Raw genomic sequence first — 15,234 nt, 5'->3', positions numbered from 1 at the left:
CCACGTAGCAAAAGTCAGCCAATCGCACGGGGTGGTGCCCGCCAGCCCTGGGTCACTTCCTGCAGTGTGCCGGGGGAGCTCCCTGCTTCAGACAGACTTCCTGCCTTGCCGCCCGTGACTTTACGCGAGCGGAAGCGATTAGAAGGGTGCCACACTCTGGGCGCGGTCGAAGGTGTTGCTTGGTGGGCGTCCCTCGTTGAAGGCGTTGATGTTCTGCGCGATTTCCGTCGCGCGACGCACGAAGGTCTGGAGGGCGTGCCCGGAATAGTGAGGGGTGGCGATGACATTGGGAAGCGCCACGAAGCGCGACACCACTTCGGGTGCATCGGTCCCGTTCGGGGCATCCCACCACACGTCCAGGGCGGCCCCGCCAATGGTTCCTTCCCGTAGTACCAAATACAGTGCCTGCTCATCAATGATCGCCCCGCGGGAAACATTGACTAGTAGGGCGCCGCTGCGCATGAGCTGAAATTGCTCGGTTCCCATCAACCCGTGCGTTTCCTCGGTGAGCGGCAGGCAAAGGACGACCACGTCACTCACCGCCAGAAGTTCGGGGAGGTCCTCCATGGCCTTGACCCAATGGAGATTGGTGTCAGTTACTTGCGCCGCTTCGGGATTCCGGCGCACGGCAACGGCTCTCATTCCCAGCCCGGTGCAGATGCGCACGGCTTCGGTTCCGATCCCACCAAGGCCCACAAACCCGATCGTGAGTTCATTCAACGTACGGTGCATGGCCGTGCTTGGTTCGGTAGCCACCGAACGCCAAATGCCTGCGCGCATCTGATCGGTCACGGACAACAACCGGCGCTGGTGAGCCAACACCACCATCAAGATGTGCTCGGCGATTGAGCGTTCGTGATGCGAAGTCCGCGCCACGACCGTATCGGCAGGCAGATTCGCCACGGCAACCCGGTCGGCACCGGAACCGGTGATGTGGACCAACCCCGCAGGGCAGGATGCCGCATCCTCAGGGCTCAATTTGGCACACACCAATACCTCGGCGCGGGATATCGCCGCCGACTGGGCCTCGGGGGAAAGACCGGCAACAAATTCCCAGTCGTTCCCCGGAGCGGTCTCCTGCAAGAGGTCGGCGAACCTGGAAATGATGGGGTCGGTGACAACGATACGCATGGCACTCACCAGCGCGGGGTGGTGAGCTGGAAATCAGGCTGGATGCTTTGCATGTAGGTGGTGTCATCACGTTTGGTCAGCCCGCACTTCAGATATTGCTGATGCATCCGCTCCAGCGCCTCCTCGTCGAGTTCCACACCGAGCCCCGGTTTGGTGGGGACCTTGACCGAGCCATCCTTGATTTCCAGGACGCCGGGAACGATGACGTCGTCGCTGGCCAGTTTCCAGGGCCAATGGGTGTCGCAGGCATAGTCGATGTTCTTGGTGGCGGCCGCAAGCTGAATCATCGCGGCGAAGCTGATGCCAAGGTGCGAATTTGAATGCATGGACAAACCAAGTTTGAAGGTCTCGGCGATGCTCGCCAGTCCTTGCGAGCGCCGTAGACCACCCCAGAAGTGGTGATCCGAAAGGACGATGTCCACGGCTCCCGCGGCGATCGCCGGGGGCACGTCGTTGAAGGAGACCACACACATATTGGTGGCAATCGGCAGCTTGACCGCTGCACGGACCACCGCGTTGTCCTCGATAGATAGGCAAGGGTCCTCGAGATACTCCAACACCGGCTCCAGTCGCTTCCCGACCTTGATGGCCGTCTCAACTGTCCAGACGCCATTGGGATCAATGCGCAGCGGCATTTCGGGGAAGGCTTCGCGAAGAGCCTCGATCGTGGCCGCTTCGATCTCCGGTTCGAAGACTCCGCCCTTGAGCTTGAGCGCGGTGAATCCGTAGTCGTTGACCATCTTGCGAGCCTGGGCCACGATTCCTGCCGGGTCCAGGGCCTCGCCCCAGGAATCCGGGCTCTGGCCCGGATGCCCCGCCCACTTGTAAAAGAGGTAGCCGCTGAACGCGACCTCATCACGTACCGCGCCACCCAAGAGCGTGCTGACGGGAACACCAAGAATCTTGCCCTGGATGTCGAGGGCGGCCACGTCGAAGGCCGAGAGGACTCGATCCTGAAGGGAGGTGGTGGTGACCATGCCGCCGGTGCCATGACCGCCGAGCCCCGAATCCTCGAGCAGAGATTCGGCGACCAGTGCGGAAATCTGATTGATATTGAACGCATCCGCGCCGATGAGCAGCGCGCCGGCCCGGTTCAAGCGTGTCACATGGGCTTCATCCCCATAGGTTTCGCCCAGACCGTAAATGCCGTCCGCGGTGCGTACGACCACGATGGCTCGCAGCGCGAAGGGTTCGTGCACGCCGACGGAATTCAGTAGAGGGGGGTCGGCAAACGCCACCGGGGTCACGGTGACCTCGGTGATGATGGCGCGATTGGTTGCTGTTGCGCGGGGCGTGGGGGTGAAGATCGTGACGTCTGGACCAGAAGTCGACATGTTGGTGCTCCGTATCGGTGGGCGGTGGTTAGACTCACCCTAGAAGCTTGCATTGATGCCTGTCCAAGCTAAAAATGACAACCAATCATTCAAGGAGTGAATCGATGTTTTCGTTGATCCAGCTCGAGTCATTCGTCGCGGTGGCCGAGGAATTGCACTTCGGCGCGGCAGCGGACCGGCTGAACATGACCCAGCCGCCGCTGAGCCGGCAGATTCAACTCCTTGAGCGCGAGCTCCAAGCCCAGCTCTTCATCCGCAACTCCCGGCGGGTGGAGCTCACCGCCGCAGGCCGGGTGTTACTGCCCAATGCCCGGCGCATCCTGGACCTGAGCTCCAAGACCAGCCTGGAAGTCTCCCGAGTCGCCACCGGAGATGCCGGAACCGTGGTCATCGGTTACACCGCTGTTGCGGGGCAGGCAGTGCTCCCGGATCTCCTGAGCCAGGCGTCCAAGCACCTGCCACACGTCACGCTGGTATTGCGCGAGGCGGTTTCGGTTGAACAGCTTGATGCGCTGAGCAAGGGGGCCATCGACATTGGAATCCTGCGCCCGATCGTCACACGCCCCGGGGTTGTCACTCAGCTCATCAAGAAAGACCGCTTGGTCGTAGCGCTTCCGGAGGGCCACGACCTGGTGACCGGCAAGGGCGTGTTCATCAAGGAACTGGTCGGTCTTCCGCTAATGATGTATTCGACGGGGGAGGCTCGCTACTTCTATGATCTGGTGCTTCGGCTTTTCGACTCGGTTGGTGCCCGCCCAAACATCGCCCAAATTGCGAGTCAGATCCCTGCGCTCTTGGCCCTGGTGGCAGCCGGCTTGGGTGTCACGCTGGTTCCGGCGACCGCCATGGAGTTCACCCCGCGCGGCGTGGTCTTCGAGGAAATCGCCGGGGCCAACGGACTATCAAACCTGAACCATTCGGACATGTACTTGGCGTGGGAGGAATCTTCCGCCAACCCCGCGGCGGAGTTGCTGCGCACGATCTTTATCAATTCGCTCAGCCCCGAAGCCAAGGAACCGCCTGCCCCACATGAAACTTCCTGATCTCAGACGGTAATCGTCAGCGAGCCGATCAGGCCGGTGCTGCCCTGAATGAATTCATGGCGTAGATCCACCGGGCTGCCGGGAAAGTTGCCATCCACACGAATGTTGGCGATGATGCCCTGCGCACTCCGGCTACTTGAAATCAACGTTTTGGTGATGGTGAATTCGCTAGCGGGGCCGGTGAGCCAGCCGAGGATCTCATCGTGTCCGGTGTAGCTGTGGCCATCGTCGATCACCTCGGCGTTGGGATCGAACACCGTGAGGACTTCGGCCTTATCGCTGCCCTCCATGAGATCGAAGTAGCTTGCTGCCGCCGGGAAAAGATTTTCATTGATCATGATCCAACCCTCGGCCTTCCCCTAAGGGGAGGGTCAAATAAGCTCCGCCGGCGGTGAAGAGGTAGTGCTGATTGGCCAGCCAATTTCGGTGACGCTCTCCTGCGAGCCACCAGGTTGACCCTCGAGATATGTTTCGCGGATGGGCCCCGCAAGGCTGATGCCCTGACGCGTGACGTAGCGTCCGAGTTCCCCATAAACCTGCATGATCGTGTCATCGGTTCCTCGATGTGTGGCCACGGCAAGCTCAACTGCGGGCAAGCGCTCGGAGTGAGCTCGCCCGGGGAGTCCCGGCACAAGGGAATGGGTCGGAATGAAGAGTGCTGCACCGCCATGCTCGTTGAGGAAAAGCTCGGTGTCCCAGATACCTCCGCGTGGTCCGCCGGGGGAGACCTTCGCGGTTGCCACCAGCGCATCCAACTCGTCCATGGCACCGGTGTACCAGGCTCCGAGATCCGCGAGATTAATGGTTTCGCGAATGATGACCACAAACTGAGGTTCAAGACTCCGCCGGGTCACTTCAACGGGAACGAGTGAGGGATAAAGCATGCCACGCAGTGAGACCACCGCGGAGCGGGTCGCTTCGAGTTGGGCTTCCATCCGAGCCAGATGTCCCTCGATCAGAAGATCGCGGTCGTGGGGGCTGGGCGCCGAGAGGACGCCTCGAATCACCTCCACGGGCATATCCATTAAGCGGAAATTGCGGATCACCTGGGCAATGGAAATTTGTTCCGTGTCATAAAAGCGGTAGCCATTCACCGGATCCACCCGCGCTGGAATGAGCAGCCCAACCTGATGATAAAAACGCAAGGTCTTTGCACTCAATTTGGTGGCCCGCGAAAAATCACCGATGGACATCGAAGCACTCATGGAACCATCATGGACCTTCCCGCGGGGGAAAGGTCCAGCGGCAGGGGGCGCGCCGATCGTGGCCATGCCCACGATGGGGGTGTTGGCGGGATCGTTCAGCGGTTCGCGAGATACGTGCGCACCACGCTGTAACTGGTTCGCGCGATAAGTTCTTCCGTCTCCTCGCTCAGTTCAGCCAGAGTGGCCGGACCCTGAGCAATGGAATAGGCGGCCAAGATTCCGGCGCCGGACAGTTCCTCGGGGCTGAGCTGAACGCTGCCGGCAATCACGATCACGTCGGTCTCCGGACGACTGGCCAATCGCACCCCGTTAACCACCTTGCCGTTCAGGGACTGCGAATCGAGCCGGCCTTCACCGGTGAGCACCAGGTCGGCGTTGCCCAGGATGTCACGAGCGTTGAGGATCTGGGCCACCAGCTCCCACCCCGGAACCAACTCGACCTCACAGAACCCGGCCAACGATGCGGGCAAACCGCCTGCAGCCCCCATGCCCGGAACCTCATCAAGTTGGCGTCCGGTGAGATCGCTAATGACGGTGGCCAGGCGCCGAAGCCCCGCATCCAGCACGTCAATGTCAGACACGCTCGCCCCCTTTTGGGGGCCGAACACGGCGGCGGCCCCGCGCTCGCCGACCAACGGATTGGTGACATCACAGGCAATCTTCCACGACACAGCGCGTGCTCGTGGATCCACGCCCGCAACGTTAATGGAGTCAAGCTTCCCTAGGGATCCACCGCCTGCGGGCAGCTCATGCCCCTCAACGTCCAGGAAGTGTGCACCTAACGCGCGCAACAATCCAGTGCCACCATCGGTGGTGGCCGATCCGCCGATGCACAAGACGATTTCCGTGGCGCCGGCATCCAAGGCCGCGGTGATGAGCGCACCAATGCCGAAGGTGGTGGCCTCCAGAGGTTGCAGCGGCACGTCGCTGACGGCCGGCAGACCGTTGGCCTCGGCCGCCTCAATGATGGCGGTGGAACCGTCGGGCGACAGCCCAAAACGTGCGGTGATGGGTCGGCCGAGAGCATCGGTGGTGGGCACGCTACGGGCGGTCATGTCCCATGCATCTAGAACGGCATCCAGCGTTCCTTCGCCACCGTCGGCGAAGGGCAGGGTGCTGATCAAGACCTCACGTCCCGCGGCCGCCGCGGCAACACTGGCCCCGCGGGCCATGGATCGGGCAACGGCACCGGCTCCGGCGCTTCCCTTGAACGAGTCGGGAACTATCGCGATGGACAGCGGGGACAGATCGTGCGGCTGATCATGAGACATCGGAAGGCCTTTGTTGGTGGTGAGGTGAGCTAAGGGAAGCGATTCCGCCATGCGGGTCGGGCACCGACGGATATCCTAGCGGTGTGGCGCCAGGCCTAGAGTCCGGCGAGGTCAACGGGTGCCGGGTCGCACACGACGATTCGGTCGATCAAATACTTTTCCAACACCTCCAGATCCGGGGTGAATCCAAGACCGGTGGAGTCCGGGAGATCAATTGTTGCCCGGGCGGCATGCAGTGGATGCAGATGTTCGTCCCAGATCAGCAACGGGAATTCCAAGGAAACCTCCGTGGACATGGCGGCAATGAACTGGGCCGTAGCAACCTGCGCCGGTCCGTAGTAGAAGCAATGTGGCACCACGGCAGCCGCATCGGTGCGCGGCTCCAGGTAATGCAACATGGAACTGATGCCGCCGATCTTGCCAAGACTCGGCTGGGCCACGGACAGCGCTCCACTTTCCAGCGCCGCATCCAGCCCCTGGACTCCCGAGGCATTTTCGCCGCCGGCCAATGGAATACCGCGCGCGCTCAGGCGACGGTGCGCGGCCACATCGTCCGGCGGCCAGAGCGGTTCCTCCAGCCACGACAGGTTAAGGGGCAGGAACGAATCGATGGCGTCGGCCGCGTCGGCCTCGTTCCACCGGCAATTCACGTCCACCATCAGCGGCGCCTCGGCTCCCGCCTGCTCCCTGGCCGCAGCAATCGCGTCATAGCTGGATTCATGCAATTTGAAGGCCGTGAAGCCCAGATCTTGGCCGCGGGAAATCTGTGCGGCCACCTCGATGGGGTCCTCGCCGTAGTGCACCAGACTGGCGTAGGCGCCAATGTTGTTCCGGGCCGAGGGGTTCAGCAATTGGCGCAGTGGCTTGCAGGCGATTTGTGCCTTGATATCCCACAGGGCAATGTCGAGGGCGGAAATGGCGTAGAGGACCGGACCGGTACGGCCAAAGGCATGAAAGGCGCGTTGCGCCTGATCGTTCAGGGCCTCGGGATCCACGGCTTTGTTCAGATAGAACGGGGCAACCAGTGACACAAGGGCGGACCAGGTAACCTCGTTGACCTTGTGTCCGAACGCCTCGCCCCAGCCGATGAGTCCGCCGTCGGTTGTCACCTTGACCATCAGGGATTCCATAGAGGTGAAGGTGCGTGAGGAGGCGTTGAATTCATCAACGCTCTCGTGCGTCGGTTCTGTGCTGCGGGCAGCGTTAAAGGGCATGGATACTCGCAGCAGCTCCACCGATCTAATGATGTGCTCGGGCTGCGGATCTGTCGCTGGCATGGGGAGGCTCCATCAGAAAGTTTGGTTTTTTATGTGGCAGATTGCCGGGCGGACATGGGGCGGCTTCCCACACCACCCGAATATAGGGTCGCGTCCATGCGCTGTCTAGAACCAAAAGTGGATGGGTCGATGCCATATGGGCATGGTCTGGATCCGCGCACCCGCATTACCTAGGCCAGTAGGGGCTAGGCGGGTCCGGGATGTTGTGGAGCGTGCGGAAATGGAGTCGTTCTTGAGCAAAAATCACCTTAGGGTGTTTGACGTCACATCGTGCTGCGTTTAGTGTAGATGCAACGCCGGAAACCGCTTTCCCAAATCAGGAGAACGAGCATGTTGAACGTCCATCGTCCGCCCAGCAGGAGCAATGTTCCTGCCCGCGGCACCACAGCAAAGGCAGGTTCATGAGTGCTCTCGGAGAACTCTCCCAACTCAAAAGGAGTTCGGGGCGGACCAAGATCAAACACAAGGATAATAAGGCAGCCTATTGGTTCCTGTTGCCTTGGCTGATCGGGCTGGTGGCCATCACCATCGGTCCGATGTTCATGTCGCTTTACCTCTCCTTCACCGACTACAACCTCTTGCAGGCTCCGGTGTGGAGCGGCTTTGAGAACATTGAGCGGATGATGGGGGACGCGCGACTCCACAACTCGCTGAAGGTCACCTTCATCTACGTTCTGGTGGGTGTTCCCTTGCAGTTGGCTCTAGCGCTGGGCGTCGCCCTGCTCCTGAACCGCGGAATGCGCGGGTTGGCCATTTACCGTTCGATCTTCTATCTGCCCTCGCTGCTCGGTTCTTCCGTGGCCATCGCGGTGCTGTGGAAGCAGATCTTCGGCACCAGCGGACTGGTTAACCAGTTCCTGGCCATGATCGGCATTCAGGGTCCGGGCTGGATCTCGGACCCAAACACCGCACTGGGCACGCTGATCCTGCTTAACGTGTGGACCTTCGGATCTCCCATGATTATCTTCCTGGCCGCCCTGCGCCAGGTTCCGGTGATGTACTACGAGGCCTCATCGATCGACGGTGCCTCACGATTCCGTCAGTTTGTGACCATCACGCTGCCGATGATCAGCCCGATCATCTTCTTCAACTTGGTCCTGCAGGTCATCGGTGCCTTCCAGTCCTTCACCCAGGCGTTTATCGTCTCCGGTGGCAAGGGCGGGCCCTCGGACTCGACCATGTTCTTCACGCTCTACCTCTACCAACAGGGCTTCGGACGATTCGATATGGGCTACGCCTCGGCCATTGCCTGGCTGCTGGTGGTCATTGTCGGTGCGTTCACGGCTGTCAACTTCCTAGCTTCAAAGTATTGGGTGTTCTACGATGACTGAGCAAATCAAATCCCCTCTCAAGGACGACCGGAAGGCAGCCACGAGCGCGGATGAACAATTCGAATTGATCGCCGCGCAGGCAGCGCTGGATGAGGAACGACTTCCCCGCGAACAACGCAACCGCCTGCGGGCCCTGCGCCGCAGGGAACGCAAGGCCAAGTACTCGGTCCTCAGGTCGCTGCTCAAGCACCTGATGATCATCGCGGTGGCCTCGGTGATGATCTACCCGCTGCTCTGGATGGTGGTCAGCTCGCTGCGCCCCACCGACGTCATTTTCCGCGAACCGGGACTGTTCCTGCAGACCTTCGAATGGCAAAACTATTCGGAGGGCTGGAACTCACTTTCGCACCCGTTCGGGCACTTCATGCTCAACTCCGCGATAGTGGTCCTGGGCTCCATCATCGGCAACCTGGTCTCCTGCTCCATGGCCGCCTACGCCTTCGCCCGGCTCGAGTTCCGGTTCAAGGGCTTGTTCTTCGCGATCATGTTGATGACCATCATGCTGCCGATCCACGTGATCATCGTGCCGCAGTACATCATGTTCTCGCAGCTCGGGTGGGTCAACACCTTCCTGCCGCTCATCGTGCCCAAGCTGTTGGCCACCGACGCCTTCTTCATCTTCCTGATGGTGCAGTTCATTCGCGGCATTCCTCGCGACATCGATGAGGCGGCCCGCATCGACGGCGCCGGTCACCCGCGCATCTTCCTCCAGGTGATTCTGCCGCTGATGATTCCGGCCCTGGCCACCACCACGATCTTCACCTTCATCTGGACCTGGAGCGACTTCTTCTCCTCACTGATCTACCTGACCGATCCGGATATGTTCACCGTTCCCGTCGCGCTGCGCGCCTTTGTTGATGCCACGAGCGAATCCAACTGGGGCTCACTGTTTGCGATGTCGATCGTGACCCTGCTGCCGGTGTTCATTGCCTTCGTCCTGGGCCAGAAATTCCTGGTCAAGGGCATCGCCACCACCGGCATGAAATAAACCACTCACCTCCAGCAGACCCACCGACTGAACCACCGAGGAAAGGCCCACTACGTGCAATTCGAGGACACACCCCAGGCACGAAGCCGCTACGCCATCGTTGGCACCGGCAATCGGTGCGAGATGTACATCCATGCCATTCTGGGTGAGCACGCCGACGTGGCGGAACTCGTGGGGTTGAGCGACACCAACCCCGGCCGCCTCGAATATTTCGAGGACCTCATCGAGCAGAGCTACGGCGAGAAAATCGAGGGTTTCGCCCCCGCCGATCTGGCCGATTTCATTCGTTCGAAGAACATCAACCGGCTCATTGTCACCACCCCCGATTTCACCCACGCCCAGATGATCTGCACCGCCCTTGAGGCCGGCGCCGACGTGGTGGTGGAAAAGCCACTGACCATCAATGCCGCAGACGCCCAACGCATCACCAACACCGCCGAGGCGACCGGGCGCAAGGTGATCGTGACGTTTAACTACCGCTATTCCCCGCGGAACACCGCGCTGAAAAGGGCGCTGCTTGAGGGGCAAATCGGGAAGGTCACCTCGGTGGACTTCACCTGGATGTTGGACACCGTCCACGGGGCCGACTACTTCCGACGCTGGCACCGGCAGAAAGCGAACTCCGGTGGCCTGCTGATCCATAAGTCCAGCCACCACTTTGACTTGGTCAACTGGTGGCTCGATGATGTCCCGGCGCGCGTCTACGCCGCAGGATCGCTGGCCTTCTACGGTCCGGAGAATGCGGCGGAGCGCGGGCAGCACCGCGAGCACGAACGCGGGACCTTTGAAGGTTCGCAGGCCGATCCGTTTGCCCTGGACTTGCGCAGTGACCCGAAACTGAAGGGCCTCTACCTAGATAACGAACACCTGGATGGCTACCGTCGCGACCAGGACGTGTTCAGCGGCGAGATCAACATCGAGGACAACCTGGCGCTGACCGTCACCTACGCTCACGGTGCACTGCTTACCTATTCGCTGAACGCCCACAGCCCCTGGGAGGGCTACCGGGTGGCCATCAACGGCACCGAGGGGCGACTCGAGTTGGATGTTATCGAACGCGCAGCGGTGCTCCCGGCCGCCGGTGGATCCCCGGTGGACCCCTCGGTCTCGGTGGATGGGCAGGACTCTCTGGTGCGCCGCCGTGGCGAGCGGCTGGTGGTGCAACGGCACTGGGAAGCCGCGGTGGAACTGGAGATCCGCAACGGCGAGGGAAGCCACGGTGGTGGGGATAAGCTCCTGCTCGCCGACATTTTCCGCGGTGCCGTCGAAGATGACTATGCCCGTCCCGCGGGTCTGAGTGACGGGGTCGCGGCGATTGCCGTGGGCATTGCCGGCAACGATTCGCTGAGCACCGGATCTCCAGTGGACGTGGCGGACCTCGGGCTGGAAATGGGCGCGGCGAAGAGCGCGCACCCTGTTCCGGCGGGGCGATAGGCTGGCTGATATGGGACATACCGAACACATTCTGGTGACCGGTGGCTCGGGACGACTTGGACGCAGCGTGGTGGCAGGACTGCTGGCCGCCGGCCATAGCGTCACCTCCGTTGACCAACATCTGCCCGAGGCCCCGGAGCCCGGGGCCAAGTACCTCGCCGTGGACCTGATGGACACCGAGAAAACCTTCGAGGCCTTTGCCTCGGTGCGTCCGGAGGCAGTGATCTCCCTGGCCGCCATCGCCGTGCCCTTCAGCGCACCGGAACCGGTGATCCTGAAGACCAACGCGACGATCGCACACAATGTCACCGCCGCAGCGCTGGCTGCGGGATGCCGGCGGATCGTGCTGGCCTCCAGCCCCACCGTCATCGGTTATGGAGCACCTGCCGGGTGGTTACCCGATTCCTTCCCCATCACCGAGGACACCATCCCGCGTCCATGGAATGCCTACGGTCTGTCCAAATTGGTGGCCGAACAGGTCGCTGCCATGTTTGCCGCCGAGTACGGTGAGACGGCACGCTTCGCTTCCTTCCGTCCTTGTTACGTGATCGCACCGGAAGAATGGCAAGGGGCGCCGACCCAGCAGGGGCACACCGTTACCGAACGACTCGAAGATCCACAGCTCGCGGCACCCTCGCTGTTTAACTACGTGGATGCCCGCGATGTCACCGACTTCCTTTTGTTGCTGCTGGCGAAGATGGATTCGATTCAGAACGGGTCCACCTTCTTTGTGGGTGCAGAGGATGCCCTAGCTACCCGACCGCTCAGCGAATTGCTACCGCACTATGTGCCGGGCAGCGAAGCATTGGCGGCTGGATTAACCGGAACCGCTCCCGCCTTTAGTATCGAGCGCGCCCGGACCGTCTTGGGCTGGGAGCCCAAGCGCAGCTGGCGCACCGAGCTGGTGGACCAGCCAAAGCCGGTGCTCAGCCACTAAGGCCAGAGAGGCACGGTAGGCACGTTCTTTTCACACGTTCGTCAGGGTGAAGAGAACGTGCCTCTTCTTATTCACCCCACCACAAAAAGTGGGATTGCCCCGGAGTCGGGGTAACCCCACTTTTCAGCTGGGGGAGCGTCTTTCTAGAGCTCCAGAATCGCGGGGCGCTGAAGCCCAGCAACCGACACGCTGGGCCAGCGCTCATCAACACTGAGGACCTCAAACCCTTCATGACCCAGCAGCATGGTGTCCTCCACCTTCACGCCGGGAGCCGATGGGTTCCAGGCAAAGGCCTGCCCCGCCACGATGGTGTCTCTGATACCCGGCACTAGGCGCGGATCGCGGCCCGCGTAGCCGGTGGGCCCACCCTGGTGATGACGCATGATTTCATCCGGCGCAAAGCCGTGGCGCGGATAGGCCTGTTCGATCACCGGCAGCAACGATTCCAAGCTGACACCGGGACGAGTCGCGGCGAGGATTTCGGCCTCAACCGCAAGGATCGCCTCCTCATCACGCCGCTGCTTCGCAGTGTGTGGAGTGAAGGAGACCCAACGAGTCACATTCACTATCAGGCCATCGCGCCTGGCACACAGCACGGCCATCATCCTGTTGCCCACCGGGGAATCGGTCGGCAGTGGATGCCTGTTGCCCAGACGTTGCTCCCCGGCAACCAAGACCACCAATGGGTCGCTGCCACTACCCACCACGCGGGCGGCCAGAAGGGCAGCAATCTCTCGCTCACTGTCGTGCGGGGTAGCACCCTGCAACACATCGGTCAGGATCCGGGCGGTGTCAACACACAGGCGCCGGTAGCGGTCCTGCTCCACGTCAAGCAATGCTGCACGGGCAGCCCGCAGTTCCAGCGCCACGTCCGCCTCCGCCAAGACCTGGGCAAAACCACGTTCCTTCGCCACGCGTGCGCAGGACTCACCCAGCGACGCGTGCCAGGGTACGGAGTAGATTTCTAGTCCCGCCGGCAATTCTTCGGCCACCAGACGTTCGGCTTCGTTGTTAAAGACCAGAAGGCAGGCACCGCCCCGGTGAACCAGCACGTGGGCCACCGGGGTACCGGCGAGCGAAACATGGGTTCGCGCACCGGCCAAGAACCAACTCAGCGCCGCGGGGGAATCCAACACCAGAGCGTCGGCACCACGTGCTTCAAGGATCAGCAGCAGACGCTGGTGCTTGGTCGTGAGCTCGGGGTTCAACACCGTCGCCACGCGGCTCATGCCCGAACGCCTGCCCCGGACAACAGCCCAAGAACCTCGTTGGCGCCCAGGCGGCCGTCGGCGACGATGACCCGTACAGAACGAGACACCGGGTTCGCTCGGGTGGTGGTCACCGGGCTGTCCCAGGCCAGCGAGCGCCCAATGCCCGGGTATCCGGCGCAGCGCACAAACCACGGATCATCATCCGTGGCATGGAAAATTAGGGTCGCCGCGGAGCCGCCGAAGTCAGCCGCAAAGGCCAGCCACGGGGAGACGGACCCATGCACGTTTTCCTCACCGCGTGCATCAATGGTGAAAATCTCCGCGTTCTCAACCGCTGGCAGACGCCAGAAGAATCCGCCGTAGCCACCGGCCACCCTGCCATTGGAGCCCGGGCTACCCAGGGCCACCGACGCGGAGCCGTGCGGCGTGAGGGTGAAGTCGTAGCCAAGTTCCCATGTTCCGTTGGCACCGGGTGTCGCGTTGATGGTGCGTTCCTCATCCAGAATGGTTTGTCCATCCGGCCCGATCCAGGCGAGGGTATCGTCGCGGCGCCCTTCATTCGTTTCGGAGGAGAGCAGCGTGATATGGCCGTGGTCCTTGCGCCAGATGTAGCGGCCTGCCTCGCGTGTATAGGTGCGACCGCCCCAGAAGTTCACCCCGTCAACGTCCTGAATGGCCACTCCAACACCCAGATGCCAGGTGTGGTCAAGCGGCTGCTGGTCGGTGAGGATGGTGCCGGTGAGCGTGGACACCGGGTGCAGGAAGGGTCGAGGTGAGTTCGTGGGGGACAGCTCGGTGCCCAGTCGCACCCCCGCGACCTCCCGACCTGCCACCAGCAGCGGCTCTCCGGCGGGCGCGGGAGCGGCCCAGGGCGCGCCGAGTGAGGAGAACGTTGCGGGGGACTTGATGGCCCGTTGCGCCAGTTCTTCGATCCCCGGGACCACCACATATTGGGTGGGTCCCTGACCCACCACGTTCAGGTGCTCCGGATTGATGGCGGTTGGATCGTCGGAGGTGCGCACGGCCTCGAGCACGCGCATGAAGGCGCCGGTGCGTTCCAGCCCACTGAGCAGATTGATGTTTTGATCAGCGCGCGAGGCGATCAGGTTGGTCAAAAGATCGGTGCGACCAAACGTGCGCACGGTGCGCTGCCCGTCGGCGCCCGTGATGGCCAGTTCATCGCGCGTGTAGTGGAAGATCGCCTGCCCCTCGGTGCCGAAGATCGTGATGAACGGATCCTGTTGTTCGGCGGCGGTGGTGGCCAGTACACAGGTGACGGGTATGCCGTGTTTCGTTTGGACGCGGACCGTGGAGGTGTCATCCGCCGCGATGTCATTGGCGTGGAATAGCTCGGTCTCCAGCTGGAGGATGTCGGTGGTTTCTTGCGCTCCGGCAATATGTAGGGCGGTCATCACCGCATGGGCCAGCGGATTGGTGATCACCCCGTCAACCACCTGGACCCCATTGAGGACTCGTTTCCCCGCCCAGGGTGAACGAGCATAGTAGGCGGCGTCGCGCTGCCACATGCCCGTCGCGCCGACGGCCCGCAATTGACCGATGCGCCCGGAATCCAATAGCTCGGTGATGGCGCCCAGGGCGTGCGAGCCCAGGGACTGGAAGCCGACCTGGATGCGGGTCCCGGCCTGCCGGGAGGCTGCCAGTAATTCCTCGAATTGTGCCAGTGTTGCCGTCGGCGGCTTTTCCAGGAGCAGATCCGCCCCCATGGAAACGGCGATCATACCCAACTCGAAGTGCGTATTGATGGGCGTTGCGAGCACCACGATATCCACCGGTTCCCCGGATGCCGCGACGGCGGCCAGCGAGTTGTACATCCGTACGTTCGGACCCAGGGGCTGATCACCATCCTGAACGCATTGATCCGCGGCACAGCTCAGCTCCACGAGTCCGCTGGCTTCCAGCGCACGGATGTTTTCCAGGTGGCGCAGGCCAAAACCGCGAATGCCCACGAGGCAAATGCGTGTAGCGGGGATACTCATTCTCGCTCCTTCAGATGTTGGACGGAGTTGATCCGCGACGCTCAAAATGATGCCGGGGGCAGCAACCACGTTCGA

13 protein-coding genes are annotated in these 15,234 nt (G+C 61.9%); 5 read left to right on the top strand and 8 right to left on the bottom strand.

All coding sequences use genetic code 11. The features are described 5' to 3' along the window. Window positions 1-138: 138 nt before the first annotated feature. Together KUF55_RS16505 and KUF55_RS16500 are read right to left on the bottom strand one after the other, a co-directional pair. Window positions 139-1,131, bottom strand: a complete 993-nt coding sequence (locus KUF55_RS16505) for a 2-hydroxyacid dehydrogenase (RefSeq protein WP_218817333.1) — start codon at window positions 1,129-1,131, stop codon at window positions 139-141. A gap of 5 nt (window positions 1,132-1,136) precedes the next feature. Beyond that, the gene (locus KUF55_RS16500; protein ID WP_218817332.1) at window positions 1,137-2,465 is read right to left on the bottom strand and encodes a glucarate dehydratase family protein; all 1,329 of its coding nucleotides are present in this window, start codon (window positions 2,463-2,465) and stop codon (window positions 1,137-1,139) included. 104 nt (window positions 2,466-2,569) lie between these two features. Here KUF55_RS16500 and KUF55_RS16495 point away from each other — a divergent pair, with 104 nt between their 5' ends. Then, window positions 2,570-3,508, top strand: coding sequence for a LysR family transcriptional regulator (locus tag KUF55_RS16495; RefSeq protein WP_218817331.1), 939 nt, complete (start codon window positions 2,570-2,572; stop codon window positions 3,506-3,508). A gap of 2 nt (window positions 3,509-3,510) precedes the next feature. Here KUF55_RS16495 and KUF55_RS16490 read toward each other — a convergent pair whose 3' ends face one another. The 4 genes from KUF55_RS16490 to KUF55_RS16475 form a co-directional block, all read right to left on the bottom strand. After that, window positions 3,511-3,846, bottom strand: a complete 336-nt coding sequence (locus KUF55_RS16490; protein WP_218817330.1) for a nuclear transport factor 2 family protein — start codon at window positions 3,844-3,846, stop codon at window positions 3,511-3,513. A gap of 33 nt (window positions 3,847-3,879) precedes the next feature. Beyond that, window positions 3,880-4,713: a MerR family transcriptional regulator gene (locus tag KUF55_RS16485; protein WP_218817329.1), complete on the bottom strand. Its 834-nt coding sequence runs from the start codon at window positions 4,711-4,713 to the stop codon at window positions 3,880-3,882. A gap of 95 nt (window positions 4,714-4,808) precedes the next feature. Continuing rightward, complete coding sequence (locus tag KUF55_RS16480; RefSeq protein ID WP_218817328.1) at window positions 4,809-5,984, bottom strand: glycerate kinase; 1,176 nt, start codon at window positions 5,982-5,984, stop codon at window positions 4,809-4,811. A gap of 95 nt (window positions 5,985-6,079) precedes the next feature. Next, on the bottom strand, window positions 6,080-7,261 hold the full coding sequence (locus KUF55_RS16475; RefSeq protein WP_218817327.1) for a mandelate racemase/muconate lactonizing enzyme family protein: 1,182 nt from the start codon (window positions 7,259-7,261) through the stop codon (window positions 6,080-6,082). 401 nt (window positions 7,262-7,662) lie between these two features. Here KUF55_RS16475 and KUF55_RS16470 point away from each other — a divergent pair, with 401 nt between their 5' ends. The 4 genes from KUF55_RS16470 to KUF55_RS16455 all read left to right on the top strand — a co-directional run bounded on the left by KUF55_RS16470 (window position 7,663) and on the right by KUF55_RS16455 (window position 11,951). Continuing rightward, window positions 7,663-8,592, top strand: a complete 930-nt coding sequence (locus tag KUF55_RS16470; RefSeq protein WP_132360178.1) for a carbohydrate ABC transporter permease — start codon at window positions 7,663-7,665, stop codon at window positions 8,590-8,592. Further along, window positions 8,585-9,580, top strand: coding sequence for a carbohydrate ABC transporter permease (locus tag KUF55_RS16465; RefSeq protein WP_218817326.1), 996 nt, complete (start codon window positions 8,585-8,587; stop codon window positions 9,578-9,580). Before KUF55_RS16470 ends, KUF55_RS16465 begins: the two co-directional genes overlap by 8 nt. 123 nt (window positions 9,581-9,703) lie before the next feature. Then, window positions 9,704-11,014: a Gfo/Idh/MocA family protein gene (locus tag KUF55_RS16460; protein WP_218818843.1), complete on the top strand. Its 1,311-nt coding sequence runs from the start codon at window positions 9,704-9,706 to the stop codon at window positions 11,012-11,014. A 10-nt stretch (window positions 11,015-11,024) separates the two neighbouring features. Continuing rightward, window positions 11,025-11,951, top strand: a complete 927-nt coding sequence (locus tag KUF55_RS16455; RefSeq protein WP_218817325.1) for an NAD(P)-dependent oxidoreductase — start codon at window positions 11,025-11,027, stop codon at window positions 11,949-11,951. Window positions 11,952-12,094: 143 nt separating this feature from the next. Here the strand turns inward: KUF55_RS16455 and KUF55_RS16450 are convergent, their stop codons facing one another. Beyond that, window positions 12,095-13,180: a Xaa-Pro peptidase family protein gene (locus KUF55_RS16450; RefSeq protein WP_218817324.1), complete on the bottom strand. Its 1,086-nt coding sequence runs from the start codon at window positions 13,178-13,180 to the stop codon at window positions 12,095-12,097. Beyond that, window positions 13,177-15,159, bottom strand: coding sequence for a DUF6807 family protein (locus KUF55_RS16445; RefSeq protein WP_218817323.1), 1,983 nt, complete (start codon window positions 15,157-15,159; stop codon window positions 13,177-13,179). Before KUF55_RS16445 ends, KUF55_RS16450 begins: the two co-directional genes overlap by 4 nt. Between the last annotated feature and the right edge of the window lie 75 nt (window positions 15,160-15,234).

Origin of the sequence: Paeniglutamicibacter sp. Y32M11 (assembly GCF_019285735.1) — a bacterium.
Taxonomy (GTDB): Bacteria; Actinomycetota; Actinomycetes; order Actinomycetales; family Micrococcaceae; genus Paeniglutamicibacter.
The sequence above is the reverse complement of the archived record's forward strand: the minus strand, read 5'-3'. Positions and strand labels throughout refer to the sequence as shown.